The 25,932-nt window shown below is 69.4% G+C and carries 29 protein-coding genes and 1 pseudogene; 10 read left to right on the top strand and 20 right to left on the bottom strand.

All coding sequences use genetic code 11. The features are described from left to right. Positions 1–48 precede the first annotated feature (48 nt). From V8J36_RS00885 to V8J36_RS00870, 4 genes and pseudogenes are all read right to left on the bottom strand, one after another. A pseudogene (locus V8J36_RS00885) lies at positions 49–138 on the bottom strand (23S rRNA (pseudouridine(1915)-N(3))-methyltransferase RlmH); the annotation flags it as partial. Positions 139–169: 31 nt separating this feature from the next. Beyond that, on the bottom strand, positions 170–640 hold the full coding sequence (gene rlmH, locus V8J36_RS00880; protein WP_336465366.1) for a 23S rRNA (pseudouridine(1915)-N(3))-methyltransferase RlmH: 471 nt from the start codon (positions 638–640) through the stop codon (positions 170–172). A gap of 7 nt (positions 641–647) precedes the next feature. After that, entirely contained in the window at positions 648–1,019 is a 372-nt protein-coding gene (gene rsfS / locus V8J36_RS00875; protein WP_336465365.1) for a ribosome silencing factor, read from the bottom strand. A gap of 158 nt (positions 1,020–1,177) precedes the next feature. Then, positions 1,178–1,759, bottom strand: coding sequence for a DNA-3-methyladenine glycosylase I (locus V8J36_RS00870; protein ID WP_336465364.1), 582 nt, complete (start codon positions 1,757–1,759; stop codon positions 1,178–1,180). A 74-nt stretch (positions 1,760–1,833) separates the two neighbouring features. Between V8J36_RS00870 and V8J36_RS00865 the strand changes: the two genes are divergently transcribed. The 4 genes from V8J36_RS00865 to yddG all read left to right on the top strand — a co-directional run bounded on the left by V8J36_RS00865 (position 1,834) and on the right by yddG (position 5,912). After that, positions 1,834–2,664 (top strand): EAL domain-containing protein, encoded by an 831-nt coding sequence (locus tag V8J36_RS00865; RefSeq protein ID WP_336465363.1) that lies wholly within the window; start codon positions 1,834–1,836, stop codon positions 2,662–2,664. Between the two features lie 209 nt (positions 2,665–2,873). Continuing rightward, positions 2,874–4,049: an acetyl-CoA C-acetyltransferase gene (locus V8J36_RS00860; RefSeq protein WP_336465362.1), complete on the top strand. Its 1,176-nt coding sequence runs from the start codon at positions 2,874–2,876 to the stop codon at positions 4,047–4,049. Positions 4,050–4,148: 99 nt separating this feature from the next. Next, positions 4,149–4,871, top strand: coding sequence for a beta-ketoacyl-ACP reductase (locus V8J36_RS00855; protein ID WP_336465361.1), 723 nt, complete (start codon positions 4,149–4,151; stop codon positions 4,869–4,871). Positions 4,872–4,991: 120 nt separating this feature from the next. Further along, positions 4,992–5,912 (top strand): aromatic amino acid exporter YddG, encoded by a 921-nt coding sequence (gene yddG, locus V8J36_RS00850; RefSeq protein ID WP_336465360.1) that lies wholly within the window; start codon positions 4,992–4,994, stop codon positions 5,910–5,912. Here the strand turns inward: yddG and V8J36_RS00845 are convergent. From V8J36_RS00845 to V8J36_RS00835, 3 genes are all read right to left on the bottom strand, one after another. Then, a complete protein-coding gene (locus V8J36_RS00845; RefSeq protein WP_336465359.1) occupies positions 5,878–6,045 on the bottom strand; it encodes a YdcH family protein in 168 nt (55 codons plus the stop codon). The genes yddG and V8J36_RS00845 overlap by 35 nt on opposite strands. Positions 6,046–6,199: 154 nt before the next feature. Then, on the bottom strand, positions 6,200–6,961 hold the full coding sequence (locus tag V8J36_RS00840) for a tRNA1(Val) (adenine(37)-N6)-methyltransferase (RefSeq protein ID WP_336465358.1): 762 nt from the start codon (positions 6,959–6,961) through the stop codon (positions 6,200–6,202). Further along, positions 6,958–7,191: a putative signal transducing protein gene (locus tag V8J36_RS00835; RefSeq protein ID WP_336465357.1), complete on the bottom strand. Its 234-nt coding sequence runs from the start codon at positions 7,189–7,191 to the stop codon at positions 6,958–6,960. The genes V8J36_RS00840 and V8J36_RS00835 overlap by 4 nt, the downstream gene beginning before the upstream one ends. 73 nt (positions 7,192–7,264) lie before the next feature. Between V8J36_RS00835 and V8J36_RS00830 the strand changes: the two genes are divergently transcribed. Further along, positions 7,265–8,266, top strand: coding sequence for a polyprenyl synthetase family protein (locus V8J36_RS00830; protein ID WP_336465356.1), 1,002 nt, complete (start codon positions 7,265–7,267; stop codon positions 8,264–8,266). On the opposite strand, the gene V8J36_RS00825 is transcribed toward V8J36_RS00830, so the two are convergent. From V8J36_RS00825 to V8J36_RS00815, 3 genes are all read right to left on the bottom strand, one after another. Continuing rightward, positions 8,242–9,129, bottom strand: a complete 888-nt coding sequence (locus V8J36_RS00825) for a 4-(cytidine 5'-diphospho)-2-C-methyl-D-erythritol kinase (RefSeq protein WP_336465355.1) — start codon at positions 9,127–9,129, stop codon at positions 8,242–8,244. The two genes, V8J36_RS00830 and V8J36_RS00825, sit on opposite strands and share 25 nt — an antisense overlap. Continuing rightward, positions 9,129–10,886 carry a tetratricopeptide repeat protein gene (locus tag V8J36_RS00820; RefSeq protein ID WP_336465354.1) on the bottom strand — a complete coding sequence of 586 codons (1,758 nt, stop codon included), beginning with the start codon at positions 10,884–10,886 and terminating at the stop codon, positions 9,129–9,131. Before V8J36_RS00820 ends, V8J36_RS00825 begins: the two co-directional genes overlap by 1 nt. Before the next feature lie 113 nt (positions 10,887–10,999). Beyond that, positions 11,000–12,652 (bottom strand): electron transfer flavoprotein-ubiquinone oxidoreductase, encoded by a 1,653-nt coding sequence (locus V8J36_RS00815; RefSeq protein WP_336465353.1) that lies wholly within the window; start codon positions 12,650–12,652, stop codon positions 11,000–11,002. Positions 12,653–12,903: 251 nt separating this feature from the next. Here V8J36_RS00815 and greA point away from each other — a divergent pair, with 251 nt between their 5' ends. Together greA and V8J36_RS00805 are read left to right on the top strand one after the other, a co-directional pair. Next, on the top strand, positions 12,904–13,374 hold the full coding sequence (gene greA, locus V8J36_RS00810; RefSeq protein ID WP_336465352.1) for a transcription elongation factor GreA: 471 nt from the start codon (positions 12,904–12,906) through the stop codon (positions 13,372–13,374). Positions 13,375–13,387: 13 nt separating this feature from the next. After that, the gene (locus V8J36_RS00805) at positions 13,388–14,404 is read left to right on the top strand and encodes a hypothetical protein (protein ID WP_336465351.1); all 1,017 of its coding nucleotides are present in this window, start codon (positions 13,388–13,390) and stop codon (positions 14,402–14,404) included. An 8-nt stretch (positions 14,405–14,412) separates the two neighbouring features. Here V8J36_RS00805 and V8J36_RS00800 read toward each other — a convergent pair whose 3' ends face one another. Then, complete coding sequence (locus V8J36_RS00800; protein WP_336465350.1) at positions 14,413–14,997, bottom strand: GNAT family N-acetyltransferase; 585 nt, start codon at positions 14,995–14,997, stop codon at positions 14,413–14,415. Next, positions 14,994–15,638, bottom strand: a complete 645-nt coding sequence (gene mobA, locus V8J36_RS00795) for a molybdenum cofactor guanylyltransferase MobA (protein ID WP_336465349.1) — start codon at positions 15,636–15,638, stop codon at positions 14,994–14,996. Before mobA ends, V8J36_RS00800 begins: the two co-directional genes overlap by 4 nt. A gap of 71 nt (positions 15,639–15,709) precedes the next feature. On the opposite strand from mobA, the gene V8J36_RS00790 reads away from it, so the two are divergent. After that, entirely contained in the window at positions 15,710–16,435 is a 726-nt protein-coding gene (locus tag V8J36_RS00790; RefSeq protein WP_336465348.1) for an AzlC family ABC transporter permease, read from the top strand. Further along, on the top strand, positions 16,432–16,758 hold the full coding sequence (locus tag V8J36_RS00785; RefSeq protein WP_336465347.1) for an AzlD domain-containing protein: 327 nt from the start codon (positions 16,432–16,434) through the stop codon (positions 16,756–16,758). The genes V8J36_RS00790 and V8J36_RS00785 overlap by 4 nt, the downstream gene beginning before the upstream one ends. 54 nt (positions 16,759–16,812) lie before the next feature. Here the strand turns inward: V8J36_RS00785 and V8J36_RS00780 are convergent, their stop codons facing one another. From V8J36_RS00780 to V8J36_RS00765, 4 genes are all read right to left on the bottom strand, one after another. Continuing rightward, positions 16,813–17,487 (bottom strand): hypothetical protein, encoded by a 675-nt coding sequence (locus tag V8J36_RS00780; RefSeq protein WP_336465346.1) that lies wholly within the window; start codon positions 17,485–17,487, stop codon positions 16,813–16,815. Between the two features lie 61 nt (positions 17,488–17,548). Further along, the gene (locus V8J36_RS00775; protein WP_336465345.1) at positions 17,549–17,683 is read right to left on the bottom strand and encodes an aa3-type cytochrome c oxidase subunit IV; all 135 of its coding nucleotides are present in this window, start codon (positions 17,681–17,683) and stop codon (positions 17,549–17,551) included. A gap of 43 nt (positions 17,684–17,726) precedes the next feature. After that, positions 17,727–18,803, bottom strand: a complete 1,077-nt coding sequence (locus tag V8J36_RS00770; protein WP_336465344.1) for an MBL fold metallo-hydrolase — start codon at positions 18,801–18,803, stop codon at positions 17,727–17,729. Beyond that, the gene (locus tag V8J36_RS00765) at positions 18,800–20,479 is read right to left on the bottom strand and encodes an acyl-CoA dehydrogenase family protein (RefSeq protein ID WP_336465343.1); all 1,680 of its coding nucleotides are present in this window, start codon (positions 20,477–20,479) and stop codon (positions 18,800–18,802) included. The genes V8J36_RS00770 and V8J36_RS00765 overlap by 4 nt, the downstream gene beginning before the upstream one ends. Positions 20,480–20,606: 127 nt before the next feature. Between V8J36_RS00765 and V8J36_RS00760 the strand changes: the two genes are divergently transcribed. Continuing rightward, positions 20,607–21,569 carry an L-threonylcarbamoyladenylate synthase gene (locus tag V8J36_RS00760; protein ID WP_336465342.1) on the top strand — a complete coding sequence of 321 codons (963 nt, stop codon included), beginning with the start codon at positions 20,607–20,609 and terminating at the stop codon, positions 21,567–21,569. 3 nt (positions 21,570–21,572) lie between these two features. On the opposite strand, the gene V8J36_RS00755 is transcribed toward V8J36_RS00760, so the two are convergent. The 4 genes from V8J36_RS00755 to leuC all read right to left on the bottom strand — a co-directional run bounded on the left by V8J36_RS00755 (position 21,573) and on the right by leuC (position 25,486). Then, entirely contained in the window at positions 21,573–22,445 is an 873-nt protein-coding gene (locus V8J36_RS00755) for a hypothetical protein (protein WP_336465341.1), read from the bottom strand. 300 nt (positions 22,446–22,745) lie between these two features. Then, on the bottom strand, positions 22,746–23,351 hold the full coding sequence (gene leuD, locus V8J36_RS00750; RefSeq protein ID WP_336465340.1) for a 3-isopropylmalate dehydratase small subunit: 606 nt from the start codon (positions 23,349–23,351) through the stop codon (positions 22,746–22,748). A 19-nt stretch (positions 23,352–23,370) separates the two neighbouring features. Further along, positions 23,371–24,060, bottom strand: a complete 690-nt coding sequence (locus tag V8J36_RS00745) for a DUF429 domain-containing protein (RefSeq protein ID WP_336465339.1) — start codon at positions 24,058–24,060, stop codon at positions 23,371–23,373. Between the two features lie 4 nt (positions 24,061–24,064). Then, entirely contained in the window at positions 24,065–25,486 is a 1,422-nt protein-coding gene (leuC, locus tag V8J36_RS00740; RefSeq protein WP_336465338.1) for a 3-isopropylmalate dehydratase large subunit, read from the bottom strand. Positions 25,487–25,932: the final 446 nt, after the last annotated feature.

Below are 25,932 nucleotides of genomic sequence, written 5' to 3'. Positions count from 1 at the left end.
GCGCGGGGGGGCGCGGGGGGCCTCGCAGGCCCCCGCCCCTGTTTGAAATCACACCCGGTGGTAAGGCGATCCCGCCAGGATCGACGCCGCGCGGTAGAGCTGTTCCGCAACCATCACCCGCACCAGCATGTGCGGCCANCCCCCCCCCCCCCCCCGCCCCTGTTTGAAATCACACCCGGTGGTAAGGCGATCCCGCCAGGATCGACGCCGCGCGGTAGAGCTGTTCCGCAACCATCACCCGCACCAGCATGTGCGGCCAGACCATCGCCCCGAAGCTCAGCGCGAAATCCGCGCGTGCCCGCAGCGCCGGCGACAGCCCGTCGGCGCCGCCGATCACCATCGCCACGTCCTGCCGCCCGGCATCCCGCCAGCGCCCGAGCTGCTCGGCGAAGTCGGGCGAGGACATCACCCGCCCGCGTTCGTCCAGGATGCAGACCAACGCCCCGGTCGGGATCGCGCGCGACAGCAGGTCGGCCTCGGCCTCCATGCCGCCGCCCTTGCGGTCTTCGACCTCGTGCTCGACCGCCGGCCCCAGCGCCAAGGCGCGGCCAGTGCGGTCGAAACGCTGAAGGTAATCGTCGACAAGCGCGCGCTCGGGGCCGGCACGCAACCGGCCCACCGCGCAGAGATGCAGCCTCATGTCCGGGTCAGGACTGCAGCGGTGCCAGACCGGCCGCCGAGGGCATCCACATCTTCTCGAGCTGGTAGAACTCGCGGACCTCGGGGCGGAACACATGCACCAGCACGTCGCCCGCGTCGATCAGAACCCAGTCGCCCGCGTCCTTGCCCTCGATCTTCGCCGAGCGGCCAAGCTCGGTCTTCAGGCGCTCGACCAGCTTTTCGGCGATGGCGCCGACCTGGCGCGACGAGCGGCCCGAGCAGATGACCATGTGATCGGCCACGGACGAGCGACCGCGCAGGTCGATCGTCACGATCTCCTCGGCCTTGTCATCGTCAAGCGAGGACAGGATCCGTTCGAGCAGGTGATCGCTCTCGGCATCGGGGGAAATCGCGCTCATCGGCGCGGCTCCTGCAGCCGAGATTTCAGCTGCTTGGACAGGGATAGACAGGACATCGTCCTCCAGGGTTCGGCACCGCTTCCTCCCGCGGCACTTGGGAATACCCTCAATTTAACATCGGCCCGCAGGATTCTCAAGAAACCCGGGCCAGATCGCTGTCACAGGCGGAAGCGCGCCCCTTCCTCGGCCACCGCCGCCTGGCAGCGGCAGGTCGCGATGTGGTCGTTCACCAGCCCCGTCGCCTGCATGAAGGCATAGGTGATCGTCGGCCCGCAGAAGCGGAAACCGGCCTTCTTCAAGGCCTTCGACATCGCCTCGGCCGCGGGGGTGGTCACCGGGACCTCGGCCATCGTCGCGGGCCGGGTCTGCACCGGGCTGCCGTCGACGAAGTCCCACAGGAAGGGGGCGAAGCCCTGCCGCGCCTCGATGTCCAAGTAGGCGCGGGCATTGCCGATCGCGGCCTCGATCTTGCCGCGGTGGCGCACGATGCCCGGATCGGCCAGCAGGCGCTGCACCTCGGGCTCGCCCCAGCCGGCGATCACCGCGGGTTCGAAACCCGCGAAGGCGCTGCGGAAGCCGTCGCGCTTGCGCAGGATGGTGATCCAGGCGAGCCCCGCCTGGAAGCCGTCGAGGATCAGCTTCTCCCACAGCGCGCGGCCGTCGGGCTCGGGCCGGCCCCATTCGGTGTCGTGATAGGCCATGTAGAGCGGGTCGGTCCCGCACCAGCTGCACCTGTCCATCCGCGCCTCCCCGCCCTGCTTCACCGCTCCTTAAACCTTCCTCCGCGATACAGGAACCCGAGAGGGAGGGTCCCATGCCCCGCACCACCGATCCGCATCTGGAAATCCTCGACAGCCCGCTGGATCAGGCCGTTACCCAGCGTGACGGCGACGTGCTGGCGATGGTGGCAGAGGCGTTGCGGGCCGGGCGGGTCGCCATGGCCTACCAGCCGGTCGTGCAGGCGCAGCGGCCCGACCGAATCGCCTTTCACGAGGGGCTCGTGCGGGTGCTCGACCCGACGGGCCGCGTGATTCCGGCGCGCGACTTCATCGGCGCGGTCGAAGCCACGGACATCGGCCGGCGCATCGACTGCGTGGCGCTGTCGAAGGGGCTCGACGCGCTGGAGGAAACCCCGGGCCTGCGGCTGGCGGTGAACATGTCGGCGCGCTCGATCGGCTATGCGCCCTGGCTGCGCGTGCTGGACCGCGGCCTGGCCCGCGATCCGTCCATCGGCGAGCGGCTGATCCTGGAGATCACCGAAAGCTCGGCGATGCTGGTGCCGGAGCTGGTGACCGATTTCATGCGCCGGCAGCAGGAAAAGGGGCTGTGCTTCGCGCTGGACGATTTCGGGGCGGGGGCGACCTCGTTCCGCTACCTGCGCGATTTCTTCTTCGACCTGGTGAAGATCGACGCGGGTTTCGTGCGCGGCGTCGCGCGCAGCGCCGACAACCAGGTGCTTTGCCAGGTCCTGCAGTCGATCGCCCGGCATTTCGACATGTTCACGGTGGCCGAGGCCGTCGAGTCGCCCGAGGATGCCGATTGGCTGGCCGCCGCCGGGATCGACTGTTTGCAGGGCTATCTCTTCGGCGCGCCCTCGATCGCGCCGCCCTGGCAGGGCGAGGCCGCACGGCGGCGCCCGAACTGACGCGATGGCCTGACAAAGCGGGCCGCCCGCGGCGCGCCCAGAACTGCGCCATCCGCCCAAGTTGTCATCAGAGATACATATTTTTCCAAGCCGGCTTGGACTTTCCGGGCATTGCGTTCCCGTTCCGCTCCCCTTACCTCAGTCCTTGGAGTTGCCGGAACGGGCAGGATCTGCCCTGATGGCACAACCTATGCAGGGGAGTGAGCAGCATGACCAATGTCGTGATCGTTTCCGCGGCGCGTACCGCCGTCGGCAGTTTTGGCGGAAGCTTCGCGAACACGCCCGCGCATGAGCTGGGCGCGACCGTCCTCTCGGCGCTGGTCGAGCGTGCGGGCATCGACAAGGGCGAGGTCTCCGAGACGATCCTCGGTCAGGTGCTGACCGCCGGCCAGGGCCAGAACCCGGCCCGCCAGGCGCATATCAATGCCGGGCTCGCGAAAGAGGCCGCGGCCTGGAGCCTCAACCAGGTCTGCGGTTCGGGCCTGCGCGCCGTGGCGCTGGGCACCCAGCACATCCTTCTGGGCGACGCGGCGATCGTGGCCGCCGGCGGCCAGGAAAACATGTCGATGTCGCCCCACTGCCAGAACCTGCGCAACGGCCACAAGATGGGCGACCTGTCCTTCATCGACACGATGATCAAGGACGGGCTCTGGGATGCCTTCAACGGCTATCACATGGGCCAGACCGCCGAGAACGTCGCCAACCAGTGGCAGATCGGGCGCGAGCAGCAGGACGAATTCGCCCTCGCCAGCCAGAACAAGGCCGAGGCCGCCCAGAAGGCCGGCAAGTTCAAGGACGAGATCGTCCCGGTGATCCTGAAGACCCGCAAGGGCGATGTCACCGTCGATGCCGACGAATACATCCGCCACGGCGCGACCATCGAGGCGATGCAGAAGCTGCGCCCGGCCTTCGTGAAGGACGGCTCGGTCACCGCCGGCAACGCCTCGGGCATCAACGACGGCGCCGCGGGCGTGCTGCTGATGTCGGAAGAGGAAGCCGCGAAGCGCGGCCTGACCCCGATCGCGCGCGTCGCCTCCTATGCCACCGCTGGGCTCGACCCCGCGATCATGGGCGTGGGTCCGATCTTCGCCAGCCGCAAGGCGCTGGACAAGGCCGGCTGGAAGGCCGCCGACCTCGATCTCGTCGAGGCGAACGAGGCCTTCGCGGCGCAGGCCTGCGCGGTGAACAAGGACATGGGCTGGGATCCGGCCAAGGTGAACGTGAACGGCGGCGCCATCGCCATCGGTCACCCGATCGGCGCCTCGGGCGCGCGAATCCTCAACACGCTGCTGTTCGAGATGCAGCGTTCGGGCGCCAAGAAGGGCCTCGCGACGCTGTGCATCGGTGGCGGCATGGGCGTCGCCATGTGCCTCGAAGGTCTCTGAGACCAAGGTCGAAAATGCTGCGGGCGCAAGAATGTTGCGCCTGTTGCGGCAAGTGTTTAATCAAATAACTCTAAGATCTCGAAGGCCGAGGGGGGACATATGTCGAGAGTTGCATTGGTGACCGGTGGCTCGCGGGGCATCGGCGCGGCGATTTCGCTGGCGTTGAAGGCTGCCGGGTACAAGGTGGCGGCGAACTACGCCGGGAATGACGAGGCTGCGGCCAAGTTCACCGCCGAGACCGGGATTCCGACCTTCAAATGGTCGGTTGCCGATTACGATGCCTGCGCCGAGGGCATCGCCAAGGTCGAGGCCGAACTGGGCCCGGTCGACGTGCTGGTCAACAACGCCGGCATCACCCGCGACGCGATGTTCCACAAGATGACCCGCCAGCAGTGGCAAGAGGTCATGGACACCAACCTGTCGGGCCTGTTCAACATGACCCACCCGCTGTGGTCGGGCATGCGCGACCGCAAGTTCGGACGGGTGATCAGCATCTCGTCGATCAACGGTCAGAAGGGTCAGGCCGGCCAGGCGAACTATTCGGCGGCCAAGGCGGGCGACCTCGGCTTCACCAAGGCGCTGGCCCAGGAAGGCGCGCGCGCCGGGATCACCGTCAACGCGATCTGCCCGGGCTATATCGCGACCGAGATGGTGATGGCGGTCCCGGAGAAGGTCCGCGAATCGATCATCGCCCAGATCCCGGTCGGCCGCCTTGGCAACCCGGAAGAGATCGCGCGCTGCGTGGTCTTCCTGGCCGGCGACGACGCGGGCTTCATCACCGGGGCCACGATCACCGCAAACGGCGGCCAGTATTTCGCCTGACCGCCTGTAAAAGCGACAGACAGGGGCCGCGCCACGCTGCGCGGCCCTTTTTCTTGGCCGGGCCTTGCATCCGCCGAGGCGCGCGGCAGGAATGGCCGCAAGACGGCACAGGGGGCGGTGATGGCGAAGGGCAGGGCGACGGCGATCGGCTTCGGGGCGATCCTGCTCTGGGCGCTTCTGGCGCTGTTCACCGTCGGCTCGGCGCCGGTGCCGCCGTTGCAGCTGAACGCGGTGACCTTCGCGATCGGCGGGGCGATCGGCGTGATCTGGATCCTTGCGACCGACGGTTTCGCCGCGCTGCGCGGCATCCCGCTGCGGGTCTATGCCTTCGGGACCGCAGGGCTTTTCGGATACCACCTGCTGTATTTCTCGGCGCTGCGGCTGGCGCCTGCGGCCGAGGCGGGGCTGATCGCCTATCTCTGGCCGCTGCTGATCGTGCTGTTCTCGGGCCTGCTGCCGGGCGAGCGGCTGAATCGCCTGCATGTGGTGGGCGCGGCGCTGGCCTTCGCCGGGGCGGCGCTGATCGTCGGCGGGCGTCTGGTCTCGACAGGGGTCACCATGACCGCCGCGGCGCTTCTCGGCTATGGTCTGGCCTTCCTCTGCGCGCTGACCTGGTCGGGCTATTCGATCCTGTCGCGGCGGCTGGGCGACGTGCCCACCGCCTCGGTCGCGGTGTTCTGCCTTGCCACGTCGGTCCTGTCGGCGCTCGCGCATCTGGCGGTCGAGGACACGGTCTGGCCGGCGACCGGCACCGGCTGGGGCGCTTTGATCGCGCTAGGCCTCGGCCCGGTGGGGCTGGCCTTCTACGTCTGGGACGTGGGGGTGAAGAAGGGCGACATCCAGCTGCTGGGGACCGCGTCCTATGCGGCGCCGCTGCTGTCGACGCTGGCGCTGGTGCTGTCCGGTCTTGCCACGCCGGACTGGCGGCTGGGGGCGGCAGCGGTGCTGATCACCGGGGGGGCCGCGCTGGCCGCAAGGGCCAGCGCGACCGGAAAACACACTGGACTCAGGTCATCGAGAGGCGCGAGATCTCTTCCTTGATCCGAAGCTTCTGCTTCTTCATCTGGGCGATCTGCATCGCATCGGCGCCCGGCGCGCGCTGGGCGCGTTCTACGGCTTCTGATAGTGACTGATGCTTGCGGCGGAGTTCCGTCAGGTGCGAATTGAGCGACATCCAAGTCTCCTCTTCCTGGTGGACCGTACCCTGATTGCAGCACGAGTCCCGAGTCGTGTCACCCTCTGTGTGAAGCCCGGGTGACAGGTTTGAGACTAACGCGCGACAATTCGCCGGGACAGAAAATTCCGCCCACCCGCGCATTACAGATAGTTTAGAAAACTATTGGCGCTGCGTTACGCAATACTTCATCAATCTCTGCGCGGAAGTTGTTGCGGTCGCCGTCATGGCGCGCGCCGTCGTGCAGGGCCAGCGGTGACAGAAGCGTGAATGCGCCGCGCCCACCCTTGCGCGCGCGCAGGATCACCCGGCCCGGCGCTGCGCCTGCCCGGCCCGCCAGTGGCAGGCAGGTGATCGAGCCCGCGCGCTCGGCCGGCAGCGCCGCCAGCAGGTCGGGCAGGCGGCGGGTTTCATGGATCACCGTCAGCCAGCCGCCGGGATGCAGCCGCTTCAGCCCGGCGTCGATCCAGAGCGCGAGCGGCGTGGCCTCGCGCAGCGCGGTCTCGCGCCCGGTGTCGCGGGCGGCCGTGCCGCTGTCGGCGGCATAAAAGGGCGGATTGGCGATGACATGGTCGAAGCTGCGCGCCCTGAGCGCCGCGGGCATCGCGGCCAGATCGCCCTCGACCACCTCGAGCGCGATGCCGTTCGCCGCGGCATTGCGTCGCGCAAGCTCGGCGTAGCCCGGCTGCAGCTCCAGCCCCGCCTGCACCAGCCCCGCCACACGGTGCCCGAGGCAGAGCGAGGCCACGCCGGCGCCGCAGCCAAGCTCAAGCACCGACTGTCCCGCCTTCGCCGCGCAGGCCGCGGCCAGCAGCACCGGGTCCGTCGCCGCGCGATAGCCCTCGCGCGGCTGCAGGACCTTCAGCCGTCCGCCCAGAAAGCCGTCCTCGGTCAGGGCCGCGTCGGGGAAGCTCACGCCTGTCCGGCCTCCCAGCCGTCGTCGGTCAGCCCCAGATCGCTCAGCACCCGGCGCGCGCGGTCGGCCTCGGCATCGGCCACCATGATCCGCCGCGGCAGGATGCCCACCGAGCCTTCGAGGACGCTCATATGGACGTCCATCTGAAACGCCGCTATATCCTCGCCCTGAAGCAGGACCATGGCATAGGCGATCTTGGTCGGGTCGGTGGTGCGCAGGACTTCCTTCATGGTCCCGGACTAAGGCCAGCGCCCGTGCCTTGTCGAGTGCCTGCCGATGGTCGAGCGTCTATGAGGTGGCTGAATGAGCCTGGATGAAACCGCGCACAAACCGCATGACCGGCTGGCGGCCTATCTGGCGGCCGACATGGCGGCGGTCAACGCGCTGATCCGCGAGCGGATGGCCTCGGAACACGCGCCGCGCATTCCCGAAGTCACCGCGCATCTGGTCGAGGCCGGCGGCAAGCGCCTGCGCCCGATGCTGACGCTGGCCGCAGCCCGGCTCTGCGGCTACGAGGGCATCCACCACGTCCATCTGGCCGCCACGGTCGAGTTCATCCACACCGCGACGCTCTTGCATGACGACGTGGTCGACGAAAGCACCCAGCGCCGCGGCCGTCCTTCGGCCAACCTGCTGTGGGACAACAAGTCCTCGGTGCTGGTCGGTGATTATCTCTTTGCGCGCAGCTTCCAGCTGATGACCGAATGCGGCTCGATGCGGGTGATGGAGATCCTGTCGAATGCCTCGGCCACCATCGCCGAGGGCGAGGTGCTGCAGCTGACCGCGGCGCAGGATCTGGCGACCACCGAAGAGATCTATCTGAACGTCGTGCGCGGCAAGACCGCGGCGCTGTTCGCGGCGGCGACCGAGGTCGGCGGCGTGATCGCCGGCGTGCCCGAGGCGCAGGTTCAGGCGCTGCACGCCTATGGCGACGCGCTGGGCATCGCCTTCCAGATGGTCGACGACCTTTTGGATTACGGCGGCACCTCGGCGGTGATCGGCAAGAACACCGGCGACGACTTCCGCGAGCGCAAGCTGACCCTGCCGGTGATCAAGGCCGTGGCCGCCGCCGATGCCGAGGAACGCGCCTTCTGGACCAAGGTCATCGCCCGTGGCCAGCAGGACGAGGGCGATCTCGACCGCGCGCTGGGCCTGATGCGCCGTCACGGCACGCTCGAGGCCACCAAGATCGAGGCGCAGGCCTGGGCCGCCAAGGCGCGCACCTCGCTCGAGATCCTGCCGGAGGGCGAGCTGCGCACGCTTCTGGCCGAGATCGCTGATTACGTGGTCGCCCGGGTCTCCTGATCCAGCGGTTCCTGATCCGCGCTGCCGAGCATCGGCGCGGCGGCCAGCCACCAGCCCGGCCGCCCGCGCCGCAGCGTTGCGGCTGCCGCCTCGGCCGGGGCCGCGGCGGCGAACAGGCCAAAGCAGGTCGCCCCCGATCCCGACATCCGTGACATCAGGCAGCCCGGCTGCGCGTCCAGCGCGGCGCAGGCCTCGGTGACGGCAGGCGCCAGTGCCTCGGCCGGCGGTTGCAGGTCGTTGCGCTGCGCGGTCAGGAACCGCGCCAAGGCCGCTGCGTCGGTGAAGCGCGGCAGCGTCTCGGGCAGGGGGGCGTTGTCGCGCCGCGCGAGGCTGCGGAAGATCGCGGGCGTCGCCACCGGCACGCCGGGATTCAGCAGCACCAGCCACGTCTCGGGCAGGGGGGCGAGCGGGGTCAGGACCTCGCCGATGCCGCGCATCCGCTGCGGTATCGGGTCAAGGCAGACCGGCACGTCGGCGCCCAGCGATGCCGCCGCGGCGGCGGCGGGCAGGGGGCAGGACCAGAGCCGTGCCAGAACCCGCAGCGCGGCCGCCGCATCCGATGAGCCGCCGCCGATCCCCGCCATCGCCGGAAGGTGCTTGTCCAGCATCAGCGCCGCGCCCCGACCGGAGTCCAGCAGCCGTGCCGCACGCAGCACCAGATTGTCGGGCCCGGTCGGCACGCCCGCAGCGCGCGGGCCGGTCACCGCCAGCGACAGGTCCGGGGCATCCGCGGCGCGCACGTGGTCGCCGACGCCCGCGAAGACCACGAGGCTGTCCAGCAGGTGATAGCCATCCGCGCGCTGGCCGCAGACATGCAGCGCGAGGTTGATCTTCGCGGGCGCGAAGCCCGGGTTCTGCGGCATCAGTCGGACTTCTTCACCCCGGGCGCACCGGCCTGCGTGGCCTGGCTGACATGCAGCGGTTTCGCGCCCTCGTCGGCCAGCACCGCGTCGAGGCCCTTGGTCAGCTTCTCGCGGATCCGGTTCGCCTCGGCATCGGTCTCGGGCTTGAAGGACAGGGCGCGGCGCCACTGGAACTCGGCCTCGCGCTTGCGGCCCACCGCCCAGTAGACATCGCCGAGATGGTCGTTGACGACGGGGTCGGCCGACATCAGTTCGACCGCCTGCTCCATCGTCGGCACGGCTTCGTCATAGCGGCCAAGGCGATAGAGCGCCCAGCCGAGGCTGTCGACGATGTAGCCGTCCTGCGGGCGGGCATCGACGGCCTTCTCGATCATGCCGAGCGCCTCGTCGAGGTCGCGGGTCTGTTCCAGCAGCGAATAGCCAAGGTAGTTCAGCACCTGCGGCTGGTCGGGCGACAGTTTCAGCGCGGTGCGCATGTCAGCTTCCGAGCCGGTGAAATCCTTCAGCCGCTCGTGGCAGATGCCGCGGGCGTAATAGACCGGCCACTGGCCTGCCTGCGGGGCGTCGAACAGCGCCACCGACTTGTCGTAGGCGCCGATCGCGGCCTGCCAGCGTTCATCCCGGCGCAGGGTGTCGCCCAGCGTCGCCCAGATCACCGCCTGATCGGAATGGTCCTTGGCCAGCTGTTCGAGCGCCTCGATCGCGGCATCGGTGCGGCCCGCGGCGACCAGCGTGTCGGCCCGGCCGAGCTCGGCGATCGGGAAGGACGGGTCGGTGCGCGGCACCCTGTTGAAGGTCTGCGCGGCAAGGTCGTATTGGCCCTGGCTTTCCAGCAGGCCCGCGACCAGCAGCGTCACATCGGTATCCTCGGGGCGCAGCGCGTCGGCAAGACGCGCGTAGGCCAGCGTGAAGCTGTCCGCGGCCTGGCCGCTCAGCGCGCCCGCGACCGAATAGAACACCTCGGCGAAGCCGTCCTTGGGGGAGGTCACGGCGGTGAAGGGGATCTTGTCTCCCGCGGCCAGTTTCCGGCGCAGGTCCTCCAGCGTCGGGTCGGGCTCGCCGCCGAACTTGGCACTGACCAGCGCCAGCGCGTCCTGCGGCCGGTCGAGCTGGCTGAGGATCTCGGCATGGGTGACAAGGCCGCGCCGGGTCAGGCGCAGCGCATCGGTGCCCTTGCCGGACAGGATCTTGTCGGCGCCCTCGAAATCGCCGGCCGAGGCCAGGGCCAGCGCCTTGTGATAAAGCCCGAAGGGACCCATGCCCTGCAGCTTCGCCACCGCGTCGAAGGACGCCATCGCGGCCGTCGATTCCCCGGCGCCCAGCTGCGCCCAGGCCTTCAGCAGCCCGTCGACCAGCGGGCCCGCGCCCGGTTCGACCTGCAGCTGCTTCGTCACGCCGGCATAGTCGCCCGCCTTCACGAAGTCCGCGACCTGCACGAGGTTCGAGATCTGGTTGGCGCCGCCGGCCTTCTGCAGCTGCTGCGCCAGAGGCACCGCCGCGGCGAGATCGCCCATGCCGACTTCCGAGACCAGCGCGTTCTCGAGCAGCATCTGGTTGCCCGGATCCTGCATCAGCGCGCGCGAGAAATAGGTCGAGGCGGTGCGGTAATCGCTGCCGATGCTGGCCGAGCGGGCCGCAAGATAGGGGCCGGCCACGCCGCGGGCGTCCTGTGCCTGCGCCATCGGCGCGAGAAGCAGGCCAGAAAGGACTGCGGCGATCGCAAGGCGGCTGGGCATGGGGATGCGGGCACTCGACACGGCGGGCGGCTCCTTCCTGCTGGGGTCCGGCCGAGCCTAAGGGGCGGGCCGGACCTTGGCAATCGCGCTGCCGGGAGAGTTCCCTCACCCGCCGCTCAAACTCTCGCGAGGGGTCACATGTTGGGGTAGTTCGGCCCGTCGCCACCCTGGGGCGTGGTCCAGTCGATGTTCTGGCTGGGGTCCTTGATGTCGCAGGTCTTGCAGTGGACGCAGTTCTGGAAGTTGATCTGGAACCGCGGATTGCCGGCCTCGTCCTCGAGCACCTCGTAGACGCCGGCCGGGCAGTAGCGCTGCGCGGGCTCGGCGTATTTCGGCAGGTTGACCGCGATCGGCACGCTCGGGTCCTTCAGCCGCAGGTGGCAGGGCTGGCTTTCCTCGTGGTTGGTGGCCGAGAAGCTGACGTTGGTCAGCCGGTCGAAGGACAGCTTGCCATCGGGCTTGGGGTAGTCGATCGGCTTGAACTTCGCCGCCTCGCCGGTCGCCGCGGCATCGGTCTTGCCATGCTTGACCGAGCCCAGCAGCGGCTTGCCGAAGAGCTGCGCCCACCACATGTCGAGCCCGCCAAGCGCCAGCGAGGCCTTGAGCCCGTATTTCGACCAGAGCGGCTTCACGTTCTGGACCTTGATCAGGTCCTTGGCGATCGGGCCCGAGCGCAGGTCCTTCTCATAGTCGACCAGCTCGTCGCCGGCACGGCCCGCCTGCAGCGCGGCGAAGGCGGCCTCGGCCGCGGCCTTGCCAGACAGCATCGCGTTGTGGTTGCCCTTGATCCGCGGCACGTTCACGAGGCCGGCCGAGCAGCCCATCAGCACGCCGCCCGGGAAGGTCACCTTCGGGATCGACTGCCAGCCGCCCTCGGAAATCGCCCGCGCGCCATAGGCCACGCGCTTGCCGCCCTCCAGCAGCTCGGCGACCATCGGGTGGTGCTTGAAGCGCTGGAATTCCATGTAGGGGTAGAGGTACGGGTTCTCGTAGTTCAGGTGCACCACGAAGCCCACGTAGACCTGGTTGTTGTCGAGGTGGTAGATAAACGACCCGCCGCCGGCATTGCTGCCCAAGGGCCAGCCCATCGTGTGGGTGACGGTGCCTTCGCGGTGCTTGGCGGGATCGACCTCCCAGATCTCCTTCATGCCGATGCCGAACTTCTGGGGCTCCTTGCCCTGCGACAGTCCGAACTTCGCCATGATCTCCTTCGCCAGCGAGCCGCGCACGCCCTCGCCGATGAAGACATACTTGCCCAGCAGCTCCATCCCCGGCTCGTAGCTGTCGCCGATCGAGCCGTCGGGCTCGCGGCCGAACTCGCCCGCGACCACGCCCGCGACGCGGCCGTCCTCGCCCCAGACGATCTGGCTGGCGGCCATGCCGGGGAAGATCTCGACCCCCAGCGCCTCGGCCTGCTCGGCCATCCAGCGGCAGACGTTGCCCATCGAGACGATGTAATTGCCGTGGTTGTTCATCAGCGGCGGCATCGGCCAGTTCGGGATGCGGATCTGGCCGGCTTCGCCCAGCAGGTAGAAGTTGTCGTGCTTGACCTCGACCGTGATCGGGGCGCCTTTCTCGCGCCAGTCGGGGATCAGCGCGTCGAGGCCCGAGGGATCGAGCACCGCGCCCGACAGGATGTGCGCGCCGACTTCCGAGCCCTTTTCCAGCACGACGACCGAAAGATCGGGGTCGAGCTGCTTGAGCCGGATCGCCGCCGACAGACCCGAGGGGCCTGCGCCGACGATCACGACGTCATACTCCATCGACTCGCGTTCGATCTCGGCCATGTCTGCTCCCCGTGCGTGCGTCTGCTGGCAATTTTATGTCGTGGCACAGTTAAACCAGCAGGCCCCACCGTGCAATCGCACGGACGCGGCGTTTGCGTGCAGGGAACGACAGATGTCACCTCGGACCAAGGATTGTGGCCCGGTTGCCTTGCGCCCTCCTGCGCGGCTATAGGTGGACAAACGCCCGTGCCAGCCTGCGGTCCCGATGGTCCGCGGGCCGGTGCGGTTTCCCTGTCCAAGAGACGGTGACGATGGAAAAGATACCGATGACCCGCGCAGGCTACACCCTGCTCGATGACGAACTGCGCAACCTGAAGTCGGTCGAGCGCCCCGAGGTGATCCGCGCGATCGCCGAGGCGCGCGCGCATGGCGACCTTTCGGAGAACGCCGAATACCACGCCGCGCGTGAAAAGCAGAGCTTCATCGAGGGCCGGATCAAGGAACTCGAATCGGTTCTGGGCCGGTCCGAGATCATCGACCCCACGAAGATGTCGGGCTCGGTGAAGTTCGGCGCGACCGTGACGCTGGTCGACGAGGACACCGAGGAAGAGCGCACCTATCAGATCGTCGGCGAGGCCGAGGCCGATCTGGAACGCGGCCTTCTGAACATCCGCTCGCCGCTTGCGCGCGCGCTCATCGGCAAGGACGAGGGCGACAGCGTCGAGGTCCATACCCCGGGCGGCGGCAAGAGCTACGAAGTGCTCAGCATCAAGTTCGTCTGAGAACGGGTCCGCGATGGTGCAGCCTGGACAGGACAGCACGCCGGTCGCCCCCGTGGCGAGCGAACCCTTCGCGGGGATGGCCGAGCCGCGCCCGCGCTTCGCCGGGACCGAGATGCTGGCCGCGGGGCTGAGCGTCCTGTGGCTGGCGGTCGTGGCCGGGGTCTTCCTGACCACCGATGCCGGCGGGACCGGGCTGGGGATCGGGCTGGGGCTGGTCGCGGTGGTGCTGCCGATCGCGATGATCTGGATCGCCGCGCTGACCGCGCGGACGGCGCGCGAGATGCGCGGCGAGGCGCAGCGGCTGCAGGGCTCGATCGAGGCGATGCGCATGGCGTGGATGAGCCAGGTTCAGGCCTCGGCCGCGCGCCCGGCGGTCGAGACCCGGATCACCGAGATTGAGGCCGCGCAGAAGCGGACCGAAGGCCAGATCGCCACCTTCCAGACAAGGCGAGAGCCGGCGGCCCCGGCCGCGCCGCCGCCGCCCGCGCCGCCCCGCGCCCGCCCGGCCGAGGAACAGCCGCGGCTCGCGCTCGGCACCCCGGCCGAGGATCTGCAGCCGCCGGTCTCGACCGCGGATTTCATCACCGCGCTGAACTTCCCCGATTCGCCCGATGACGTCGAAGGCTTCAAGGCGCTGCGCCGCGCGCTGGGCGACCGGACGATGGCCAAGCTGATCCGCGCCGCGCAGGACGTGCTGACGCTTCTGTCGCAGGACGGCATCTTCATGGACGACCTCAGCCCCGACCGGGCCCGCCCCGAGGTCTGGCGCCGCTTCGCGCAGGGCGAACGCGGCCGCGGGATCGCCGCGCTGGGCGGCGTGCGCGACCGTTCGAGCCTCGCGCTGACCGCGGGCCGGATGCGCACCGACACGATCTTCCGCGATGCCTCGCACCATTTCCTGCGCCAGTTCGACCGTTCGGTGCAGGATTTCGAGAAGACCGCGTCGGATCAGGAGATGTCGGATCTGGCCGAAACCCGCACCGCCCGCGCCTTCATGCTGCTGGGCCGCGTCGCCGGGACCTTCGACTGACCCCGCGCTCAGACCGGCCGCGTCATCGTCATTACCTGATCGAAGCCGAAAAGCAGGCCCGACAGCCGGCTGCGGCTGACGCCCGCGGTGCGGAAGCCCTCGCGCTCATACAGCGCGCGGGCGCGGATGTTCTCGCCGATCACGTCGAGCCTCACCTCGGCATAACCGCGCTTGCGCGCCTCGGCGCAAAGGGCGGCGATCAGTTCGTGACCGATGCCGCTGCCGCGCCGGTCGCCGCGCACGCAGAAGCCGTCCACGAGGAAGCGGCGGTTGTCGGTGTCGCGCGTCATCAGCGCCAGCGCACCCGCGCGCAGGCTGCCGCCGATGCGCCCGTAGACCGCGCGCAGATCCGCAGGCCCGCCCTCGACGAAGCTGCCCGCGGGGCTGCGGAAGCCGACGAGGCCGAGGATCTCGCCCCGCTCGCCCCGTGCCGCGATCGCGTGGTCGGGGCGCATCACCCGCGCGATATAGGCCAGCGCGCGCGCCTCGGGTGCCATCACCCGGCCGAGCTTGCCCCCGAAGGCCTGCCAATAGAGCGCGGCGGCCTCGGCGCGGCGGTGCTCTTCGAAGCCAAGAGTCACCTGCCGGATCATCGCGCCCCCTCGGCCAGACTACGTTCCGCCGCGGCCAGATCCTCGGGCGTGTTCAGGTTGGCGAAGGCGGCGGCCTCGGGGAAATCCACCACCTGCGCGTCCGCCGACAGCGCCCAGCCCGCCACCCGCCGCTCGCCCGCGGCCAGCGCCGCCGCCAGCGGCGCGCCCAGCCCGCAGGGCCAAAGCCCGACCGCGGGGTGAAGCCGGTCGCCGGCCCGCGCGATGGCCGGTGTCGGGCCGGCGCGCTCTGCCAGCCGCTGGAAAAGATCGGCCGGAAGGAAGGGCGTGTCGACCGGCAGGCTCAGCAGCCAGTCGCGACCGATCCCATCGGCCCAGTCCAGCCCGGCCTGCAGCCCGGCCAGTGGCCCCGCCTGCCCGGGCACGCGATCGGCCAACACGGTTGCCCCGAGCTCCGCCGGCAGCGCGCCGCCGTTCCACGACACCGCGACCGGCGCGCCCGGCAGCAGCGCCGCAGCCTGCGCATGCAGACGTGCAAGCAGGGGTTCGCCGCCCAGCGGGACCAGCGCCTTGTCGCGCCCCATGCGGCGCGACTGGCCCCCGGCAAGGATCAGCACCGCGGTGGTCGCGGGGCAGGGCGCGGCCCGCTTGCCACCGTCTGACGCCACGAATCCGTCGCTCATCGCCGCTTCGCCCCTTGCCGCCGTCCTCTGCAGATGACTAAGTCGCCCCCGCATCCCCGTCCAGAGTCCCCATGTCCACCGCCGTTCCCCGATCCGCCTTCTGGCAGGGCTTCCGCGAAAGCCTGCCCTATGTGCTCACCATCGTGCCCTTCGCACTGCTCTTCGGCGTGGTGTCGATGGAGGCGGGGCTCGACCTGCCGCAGACGATGGGCATGTCGATCCTGGTGATCGCCGGGGCCTCGCAATTCGCCGCCGTGCAGATGATGGCCGAACACGCCCCTGCGCTGATCATCATCATCACCGCGCTGGCGGTGAACCTGCGGATGGCGATGTATTCCGCGGCCCTGACCCCCGATCTGGGCAAGGCGAAGATCTGGCAGCGGGCGGTGATCTCCTACGTCATGGTCGACCAGTGCTACGCGCTGGCCGCGCAGGAATACCAGCGCCGCCCCGCCCGCCCGGTGCCCGAAAAGGTCGGCTACTTCTTCGGCTCGGCCACCGCGATCTGCCCGATCTGGATCGTGATGACGCTGGTGGGCGCGCTGTTCGGGCAGGCGATCCCGGCGGGCTTCGCCATCGACTTCGCAGTGCCGGTCACCTTCCTTGCGATGATCGCGCCGATGCTGCGCTCGCTGCCGCATCTGGTCGCGGCCTTCGTCGCGATCACCGTGGCGCTGCTCTGCGCCTGGATGCCGCACAACGCGGGCCTGTTCCCGGCCGCCATCGCCGGCATGATCGCCGGCGCCGAGACCGAGCGTCGCATGGCGCGCCTGCAAGCCCCGGAGATCCGCAGATGAGCGACCTGACCGTCTGGGGCATCACCATCGCGCTGGGGATCGGCACCTTCCTGCTGCGCTACTCGTTCCTGGGGCTGGTGGGCGGGCGGCAGCTGCCGGCCTGGGCGCTGCGCCATCTGCGCTACACCGCCGTGGCCGTGCTGCCGGCACTGGTCGTGCCGATGGTGGTCTGGCCGGCCGCGACCGGCGGCCAGCCCGATCCCGCCCGGCTGATCGCCGCGGCCGCGACGGTGGCGGTGGGGATGCTGAACCGCGGCAATGCGCTCTGGACCATCCTCGGGGGGATGGGGGCGCTCTACCTCGGGCTCTGGCTCATCGGCTGAGCGGAACGGAAACGGGCGGGGAAATCCCCGCCCGCGCCCGGATTGTTGTCGCCGTCACTTCAGCGGATCGGGATAGCCCGCCGGCGCCGGAGGCATCGAGCCGTCGAGCGTCACATTGGTCGCCACCACGTTGGTGCCGTCCTGCGCGGTCAGCTTGTTCGAATTGTCGTCGCTGTCATTGTCGAAATAGCGCCGGGTCTGCACGCCGGGCAGCTTGGCATAGGCGCGCATCAGCCGTGCCGGGAACCAGGTGTGGCCCACCGACTGGAAGCCCGGCAGCGTTTCCAGGATCGAGCTGGTCGAGCTGGCGCACATCGCCTTGTTGACCGCGCCGTTTGCCTTGACCTTGGCCAGCGCAAGCTCGGCCACCTGCGGCGAGACGAAGATCTTCTGCTCGACCACGTGATAGGTCTCGCGGGCGTGGTAGTCGATGTAATAGCTCAGCAGCGTCGGCGTGACGCCGTGGATCACGTCGTGCCGTTCCGGCGCCGAGCGGTTCCACCAGGTCCCGGCCGGGTCCCAGATCAGGGTTTCCGAGCCGTTGATCAGCAGGGCGGAATGCCCGCCCTCGCCCGAACGGTTGTTGATCGCGGTGTAAAGCGTGATCGAGGGCGGCTCTGGGCTGCGGTAGGCGAAGCGCGCGACATCGGCATCGCTGGCCCATTTGTTGTCGGCGCCACAGGCCGCAAGCAGCAGCGGCAGCGCCGCTGCCAGCAGGAACTTTCGCATGTCGAGAGGATCCGTTCGCAGGCTCCGCCAGGCGGGGGGAGTAAGCCTTGGGGGAGGGGTGTCAGCCGTTCACGAGGGCGAGGAACACCAGGAACAGAACGATCAGGACGCAGCTCCAGGTGACGAACCGGATGAAGCCGGCGAAGGTCTTTTCCTGGGTGGTGATATCCATGCTGCCGGGGTGATGCTCGGCCATTGGGTGCTCCTCGTGTCTCTTCCCTGCCTGATCGATAACCGATTCAGGCAACGCTGTCATCCGCGCCCAAAGCCGCATCTGCGACCGGCTGGCCGATACGCCACAGCCAGCGCCCGTCCGCGCCGGTTTCGCGCAGGATCTCGCCCCGGTGCAGCAGGTAGTTCAGATGCGCGACCGCCTCGACCAGCGCCATCCGGTATTCGGCCCCGCCGATCTCGCGCTTGAAGATCGGCACCATGCACGCGCCCGCGGTGCGCGGCTCGGCCAGGTGCGGGCGCAGGCGATCCAGCGCGCCCTCGTGGTTCTCGACCATCTGGCGCAGGCGCAGCGGCAGGCCGGTGAAGGGCAGCTTGTGGCCGGGCAGCACCAGGTGGCGTTCCTCGGCCACGGTCGCGAAACGCGCGCAGGAGGTCAGCCAGTCGTCCAGCGGGTCGGCCAGCGGTTCGGTCGCGTAGACGCCGATATTGGCCGAGATCGACGGCAGCAACTGGTCGCCGCCCAGCAACAGATCGTCGTCGCGGCTCCAGAAGGTGGCATGCTCGGGCGCATGGCCGTCGCCGCAGCGGATGTCCCAGTCGCGGCCGCCTAGGCGGATCCGCCCGCCTTCGCGGATCCGGGTGTAGCCCGGGGGCAGGGCGGTGACGCGGTCGGCGAAATTGAAGGGCCGCTCTGCCGCCACCTTGTCCAGCATCGCGGCCGGCATGCCCGCGGCGTGCCAGAAGGCCAGCGTCTCGGCCACCGGCACCGCCTGCACGTCGAGCGTGAGCATCCGCGCGAAAAGCCAGCTGGTGCGCGTGGTCACCAGCTCGGCCCCGCGGGCGATGAACCAGCCGGCCAGCCCGATGTGGTCGGGATGGTAATGCGTCACCACCAGCCGCCGTACCGGTCGCCCGCCCAGCGGCCCGGCCAGAAGCGTCTCCCAGACCGCGCGGGCCTCGGGCGTGTCGAAGCCGGTGTCGACCAGCGTCCAGCCGTCGCCCTCGTCGAGCGCGTAGCAATTGACGTGATCCAGCCGCATCGGCAGCGGCAGGCGCATCCACAGCACGCCCGGCGCGACCTCGGTCGCGGTGCCGGGGGCGGGCGGCTCGGGCCACGGGTATCGGATGCCCTGCAGGGTCACGCCATCAGGTCCTCGGGCGTGATCGCCTCGAGCGCCGCAGGATCGGTCAGCGCCGCCGCCAGCGCCGACGGAACCTCGGGCAGCAGCCGCGCGACGTAATGGCGCGCAAGCCGGCTGCGCGGGCCCTCGCCGCCCTCGGCGCGCGCGGCCTTCAGGTGATACCAGCCGCCCAAGGTGCGCGCGAAGGCACGCAGATAGGCGTCTGCGCCGCCGAACCGCTCGGGCATCGGGCGCGCAAGCAGCGCCTCGGTCGCCTCGGCCAGCGCCTTCGCCGCGCCGGCGACCGCGGTGGAGAGCGCGTCGTCGCCCCCGGCATCGGCCGCGATCTCGGCGATCAGCGCGCGGGCGGCGGTGCCGCCATCGGCGAACTTGCGGCCGACCAGATCCATCGCCTGAATGCCGTTCGTGCCCTCGTAGATCGCCGTGACGCGCACATCGCGGAAGAACTGCGCGGCGCCGGTCTCTTCGATGAAGCCCATGCCGCCATGCACCTGCACGCCCATGTCTGCGACCGCGATCCCGACCTCGGTCCCCCAGCTTTTCGCGATCGGCGTCAGCAGGGCGCCGCGCGCGGCGGCGGCGTCCGCGCCGCTGGCCCGCCCGAGGTCGAGCGAGGCCGCGCAATCCAGCGCGATGCAGCGTGCGGCGAAGGTCTCGGCCCGCATCGTCGCCAGCATCCGGCGCACATCGGCATGGGCGATGATCGGGCCCATCTGCCGGCGCTCGGCGGCGTATTCAGTGGCCTTCTGGCAGGCGGCCTCGGCCACGCCGATCCCCTGCACGCCGACCGCGAGCCGGGCGTTGTTCATCATCGTGAACATCGCGGCCATGCCCTTGTGCTCGGCGCCGACCAGCCAGCCGGTCGCTCCCTCGAAGCTCATCACGCAGGTGGGCGAGCCGTGCAGGCCCATCTTGTGCTCGAGGCTGACGACCTTCAGGCTGTTCGGCGCGCCCGGGTTGCCCTCGGCATCGGGCAGGTATTTCGGCACCATGAAGAGGCTGATCCCCTTGGTTCCCGCCGCGCCGTCGGGCAGCCGCGCCAGAACCAGATGGCAGACGTTCGACACGAGGTCGCTGTCCCCCCAGCTGATGAAGATCTTCTGCCCGGTGACCGCATAGGTGCCGTTGCCCCGCGGCTCGGCCTTCGCGCGCAGCGCGCCCACGTCCGATCCCGCCTGCGGCTCGGTCAGGTTCATCGTCCCCGACCACTCGCCCGAGATCAGCTTCGGCAGGTAGAGCGCGCGGATCTCGTCGCTGGCGTGATGCTCCAGCGCCTCGATCTGGCCCTGGCTCAGCAGGGGTTTCAGCTGCAGCGCAAGACAGGCGCCCGACATCATGTCGTTGACGGCCATGTTCACCAGCTGCGGCAGGCCCATGCCGCCATGCTCGGGGTCGGCGGTCAGCCCGATCCAGCCGCCCTCGGCGATCGCGGCATAGCCCCGGTCATAGCCCGGAGAGCTGCGCAGCACGCCGTTCTCCAGCCGCGCCGGGGTCTGGTCGCCATTGCGCTGCAGGGGCGCCAGCACCGCGTCGCACATCTTGCCGGCCTCGGCGAGGATCCCCGCCACCGTCTCGGGCTCGGCCTCGGCGAAGCGCTCGGTCGCGGCCAGCGGCGCCAGCGGCACGACATGCTCGAAGATGAAACCGAACTCGGCGACCGGCGATCTGTAGGGCATGGGGCCTCCGTCAGGCGTTGCAGGACCTTGGCAAGCCGGGGCGGGGGGGCTATCCCGCTGCGAACTGCCGTCGGGCGGACCCTAAGCGCCGTCCGGCCCCGCTCAACCCTAACGCCGCGTCAGAGCCATGTCCCTCGAAACCCGAAGCCTTGCGCCCACGACCGAAGGCCTGGACGAGGCCGCCCGCCTGCTGGCCGCGGGGGCGCTGGTCGCCTTCCCGTCGGAAACCGTCTACGGACTTGGCGGCGACGCGCGGCAGGATGCGGCCTGCGCGGCCATCTATGCCGCCAAGGGCCGCCCGCAGTTCAACCCGCTGATCGTGCATCTGGCCGATGTGGCGGCGGTCGCGCGCTATGCGGTCATGGACGACCGCGCCCGGGCGCTGGCCGCGGCCTTCTGGCCCGGGCCGCTGACCCTTGTGCTGCCACGGCGCGAAGAGGCGGGGCTGTCGCCGCTGGTGTCGGCCGGGATGGCGACGGTGGCGGTGCGGGTGCCGGCGCATCCGCTGACCCGCCGGCTGCTGCAGACTTTCGGCGGGCCGCTGGCCGGCCCCTCGGCCAACCCCTCGGGCCGGGTCAGCCCGACGCGGGCCGAGCATGTGCTGGAAGGCCTCGCGGGCCGGATCGCGGCGGTGCTCGACGGCGGGCCCTGCGCGGTCGGTGTCGAAAGCACCATCGTCGGGCTGGCCGAGGGCGCGCCGCAGCTTCTGCGCCCCGGCGGCGTCCCGGTCGAGGCGATCGAGGCGGTCCTTGGCCAGCCGCTGGTCGCGGGCGGCAGCGCCGAGGCGCCGACCGCGCCCGGGCAGCTGTCCTCGCATTACGCCCCCGGCGCCGCGGTGCGACTGGGCGTCACCCGGCCGGACGCCGGCGAGATCTGGGTGGGTTTCGGCCCAGACTGCGCCGGTGCCGACCTCAGCCTGTCCGAAACCGGCGACCTGACCGAGGCCGCGGCGCGGCTGTTCCACATGCTGCGCGAGGCCGATCGTCTGGCGGGGCAGGGCGGGCGCATCGCCTTCGCGCCGGTGCCCGACACCGGGCTCGGGCGCGCGATCAACGACCGGCTGGGGCGGGCGGCGGCGCCGCGGCCCTGAGCGTCAGCCGCGGAACACCTCCGGCGTCGCCATCGGCATCTCGCGCTCGTCGCTGCCGCCCACGGCGGCCTGCGCATTGTGGCGCCGCCGCTCGGCGATCATCGAGGCGATGCGGTTCATCGCGATCCCGCGCATGATCAGCGTCACCGGCAGCGAGGCCCAGAGCGTCATCGTCCAGATCAGCGTGTGCGGCGAGGCCAGCGTCACCGGCTCGAACACGATCGAGGTCGAGCGGACCAGAGCCGGGATGATGAAGGGCAGCACGAAGCCCAGCACCACGTTGCCGATCGCGTCGCGGTTCAGCCGCTCGACCACGTCGCCGCCCGAGGTCGGGTCGAAGGTCGGCAGGTTGATCCAGACGTTGAACGAGCCCTTGCGGTGCGGCCAGCCATACCAGCGCAGCACGACGATGAAGCAGAACAACGTCGCCAGCGCGATGAAATAGGCCAGCCCCGCGGTGGTGCGGATCAGGTCGAGATGCCGGGCATCGGTATCCTCCGGCAGCATCAGCAGCACAAGGCGCACCGGGCTGAACGGGAAGTCGAGCGCGCCCGCCACCTCGCGGCCGAGGAAGGTCACCAGCCGCGCGAAGATCGCCGGGTCGGTGCGGTTCATGCAGACCACCGACAGCAGGAAGACCATCACGAACAGCGACAGGAAGCGGATGCGGTTGAAGGGCCGGGCATCGCGGAATTCGATCAGGCTTGGATAGGTCGAGGCATATTCGAGGAACACCATCGCGGCGGCGAACAGGCCGACCAGCGCCACGACCTCGGCCGTGTCGGGCAGCACGGATTGCGTCACCACCGAGGGTGTGGCGATCAGAATCAGCACGAGCACGGCGCGGACGGCCGCGCCTGTCAGACGGGATATCACTGCCCATTTCCCTCCGCCCGAGCGCGGCCAGTATGGTCTTGGCTCTCTCTTCCCGAGCAGTTTCCCCACGATTGTGGCGGCTTGCCTCATTTATGCCCAAATCCTGTCAAAGTTCGCCGAGGCTGGCAATCGGCCTTAACCATGCGTCAGGGCCTTGGACCATTTGAGGGTTCGGGTGGTGCCAGAATGCATCATTTTCTGGGCAAGAATGAGGCCACCCAGGCGGGTGGCCTGCAAGGCATTGATAAACCTCAGGTTGCTTGGCGGCCGCCGACGCGGTGACCGCGCGTCAGCCCGGGCTCAGACCCAGGGGCGCGCCTGCGAGGCCTGGGCCTCAAACGCATCGATGGCCGAGGCCTTTTCCAGCGTCAGCCCGATGTCGTCGAGGCCGTTCAGCAGGCAGTGCTTGCGGAAGGCATCGACCTCGAAGCCGAAGGACTGGCCGTCCGAGGTGGTGACGGTCTGGTTTTCCAGATCGACGGTGATCTTGGCGTTCGCGCCCTTGCGGGCGTCGTCCATCAGCACGTCGACGACCTCTTGCGGCATCACGATCGGCAGGATGCCGTTCTTGAAGCAGTTGTTGAAGAAGATGTCGGCGAAGCTGGTCGAGATCACGCAGCGGATCCCGAAGTCGAGCAGCGCCCAGGGCGCGTGCTCGCGCGACGAGCCGCAGCCGAAGTTGTCGCCGGCGACGATGACCTCGGCATTGCGGTAGGCGGGCTGGTTCAGCACGAAATCGGGGATCTCGTTGCCGTTCTGGTCGAAACGCATCTCGTCGAACAGGTTCTTGCCGAGACCCGAACGCTGGATCGTCTTCAGGAACTGCTTGGGGATGATCATGTCGGTGTCGATGTTGACCAGCGGCATGGGGGCCGCGACGCCGGTCAGGGTGGTGAACTTGTCCATATGCTAAGTCCTTGTTCGCTCAAGCGATGACTGACATTTCAAGGCCCCGCGCGTCGCGCATCGGCTGCGCGGGGTAGGTGTTGTGGTGACCGCGCCGGAAGCGCATCGCGCTCCACAGCAGGGCCGTGGCGTCGAGCATGTCGTCGACCGCGCAGCCATTGGCCTTTGCCTGCGCCGCGAGGCCTGCCGCGTCGAAGCCCTGCGCCGTCAGAAGCGCGATGCGCTCCGCCTGGCCGTCGGGCTTGCGCTTGCGGCTGAGCACCGGCGCCCCGTTCATCTCGGCGAACGAGACCTCGGGGTGGCCTTCGCGCAGGCGCGTCTGACCGATCGCGCTGATCGCCTCGTCCAGATCACGCATCTTCGGAAAGATCGCGAAAGTCTGCTTTGTGAGGCCTTTCCCCAAGCGGGAACGGTTCACGACGCTGGCTTCGTGATAGTCCGAGGCGGCAAGCGCCGCCCGCGCCGGCACCGGGAAAACCGAGGAGGCCTTGCCCTTCAGCCGGGCACGGATCGCGGCCTCGGTCTCGCGCGGGGCGGGCCCTTCGACGAAACCGATCGGCATGTCGACAAGCGCGAACGCGGGAGCCGCGGCGGCGAACAGGCCGGCCACCGTCGACGCGAAGTGAGGCGCGGCCGTGTCCGGCCGTCCCTCCTCCGCGACGACGGCGATCCAGCCCGCCTTGCAGCCGTCGATGCCCGCGATCCGCATCCGGTCAGGCCTCGGCGGTCTCGGCCATGACCTCGCGCACGTCCACCAGATGACCGGCGACGGCGGCGGCGGCGGCCATCGCGGGGCTCATCAGATGGGTGCGCCCGCCGCGGCCCTGACGGCCTTCGAAGTTGCGGTTCGAGGTCGCCGCGCAACGCTCGCCGGGGCTCAGCTGGTCGGGGTTCATCGCCAGACACATCGAGCACCCCGCGAGGCGCCATTCCATGCCCGCGTCGAGGAAGATCTGGGCCAGCCCCTCTTCCTCCGCCTGCGCCCGCACGAGGCCCGAGCCGGGAACGACCATGGCGCGCACGCCGGGGGCGATCTTCTTGCCCTTCAGGATCTCGGCCGCGGCGCGCAGATCCTCGATCCGGCCGTTGGTGCAGGAGCCGATGAAGACCGCGTCGATCCTGATGTCGGTGAGCTTGGTGCCCGCCGTCAGGCCCATGTAGTCGAGCGAGCGTTTCGCCGCCTCGACCTTGCCGCCGGTGAAGCTTTCGGGCGCGGGAACCTCGCCGGTGATCGGCAGCACGTCCTCGGGCGAGGTGCCCCAGGTGACGACCGGGGCGATGTCTTCGCCCTTCAGCGTCACGACCTTGTCCCAGGCCGCGTCATCGTCCGAGAAGAGCGTCCTCCACCAGGTCAGCGCGGCTTCCCAGGCGGCGCCCTTCGGCGCGTGGGGGCGGCCCATGACATAGGCGAAGGTCTTCTCGTCCGGCGCGATCAGGCCGGCGCGGGCGCCGCCCTCGATCGCCATGTTGCAGACCGTCATCCGGCCTTCCATGCTGAGGTCACGGATGGCTTCGCCACAGTATTCAATGACATAGCCGGTGCCGCCGGCGGTGCCGGTCGCGCCGATGACCGACAGCGTGATGTCCTTGGCCGTGACACCCGGGCGCAGCTTGCCGGTGATCTCGACCTTCATGTTCTTCGACTTCTTCTGGATCAGCGTCTGGGTGGCCAGGACGTGTTCCACCTCGGACGTGCCGATCCCGTGCGCCAGCGCGCCGAAGGCGCCGTGGGTCGCGGTGTGGCTGTCGCCGCAGACCACCGTCATGCCCGGCAGCGTCCAGCCCTGTTCGGGGCCGACGATGTGCACGATGCCCTGGCGGATGTCGGTGACGGGATAGTAGTTCACCCCGAAGTCGCGGGCGTTCTTGTCGAGCGCCTCGACCTGGATCCGGCTTTCCTCGTTGTCGATCTTCGTCTCGCGCCCCTCGGTCGTGGGCACGTTATGGTCCGGAACCGCAATGGTTTTCTCCGGAGCGCGCACCTTGCGGCCGGTCATGCGCAGGCCCTCGAAGGCCTGGGGGCTGGTCACTTCATGGACCAGGTGGCGGTCGATGTAGAGCAGGCAGGTGCCGTCGGGCTGCTGGTCGACGACATGCGCGTCCCAGATCTTGTCGTAGAGCGTTTTACCGGTCATCTCCGGGGTCTCCTCACGGGATTGCTGAACGTCAGAACCCGGTCGGAACAGGGGTCTGCGCGGCTGTCTGGAAAGGTCGGATGGCGCGTTGGACCGGGCGCGGGACGGCGCCGGTCCGCGCGATCAAAGTCGCGCGAGGATCGCATGGGCCACGCCGAAGAACCGGCTGGGAAGCCGGGCGCGGTCGTGGATGTCGAAGTAGACGAAGCCTCTCATGGGGCCGGGTTCTACGCCCTCGGGACGAGTCTGGCAAGGGCGGCGAAAGCCGCGGAAACGGGGGGTGACTTCGGTGCAGCTTGCGTACACCCCCTGTACACCCCCGGCGGTCGGGCTGTTCGGAGGGTGTTAAGAGGGGGGCGCTGCCCCCGTCGCGGCCCGGGGCCGCGACTCCCCCGGGATATTTGGGCCAATGCGAAAGCCGGAAGGGCAAGAGGGGGCGCTGCCCC

Source organism: Frigidibacter sp. MR17.14 (assembly GCF_037095735.1).
Taxonomy (GTDB): domain Bacteria; phylum Pseudomonadota; class Alphaproteobacteria; order Rhodobacterales; family Rhodobacteraceae; genus Frigidibacter.
This window is presented reverse-complemented; position numbering and strand designations above follow the sequence as displayed.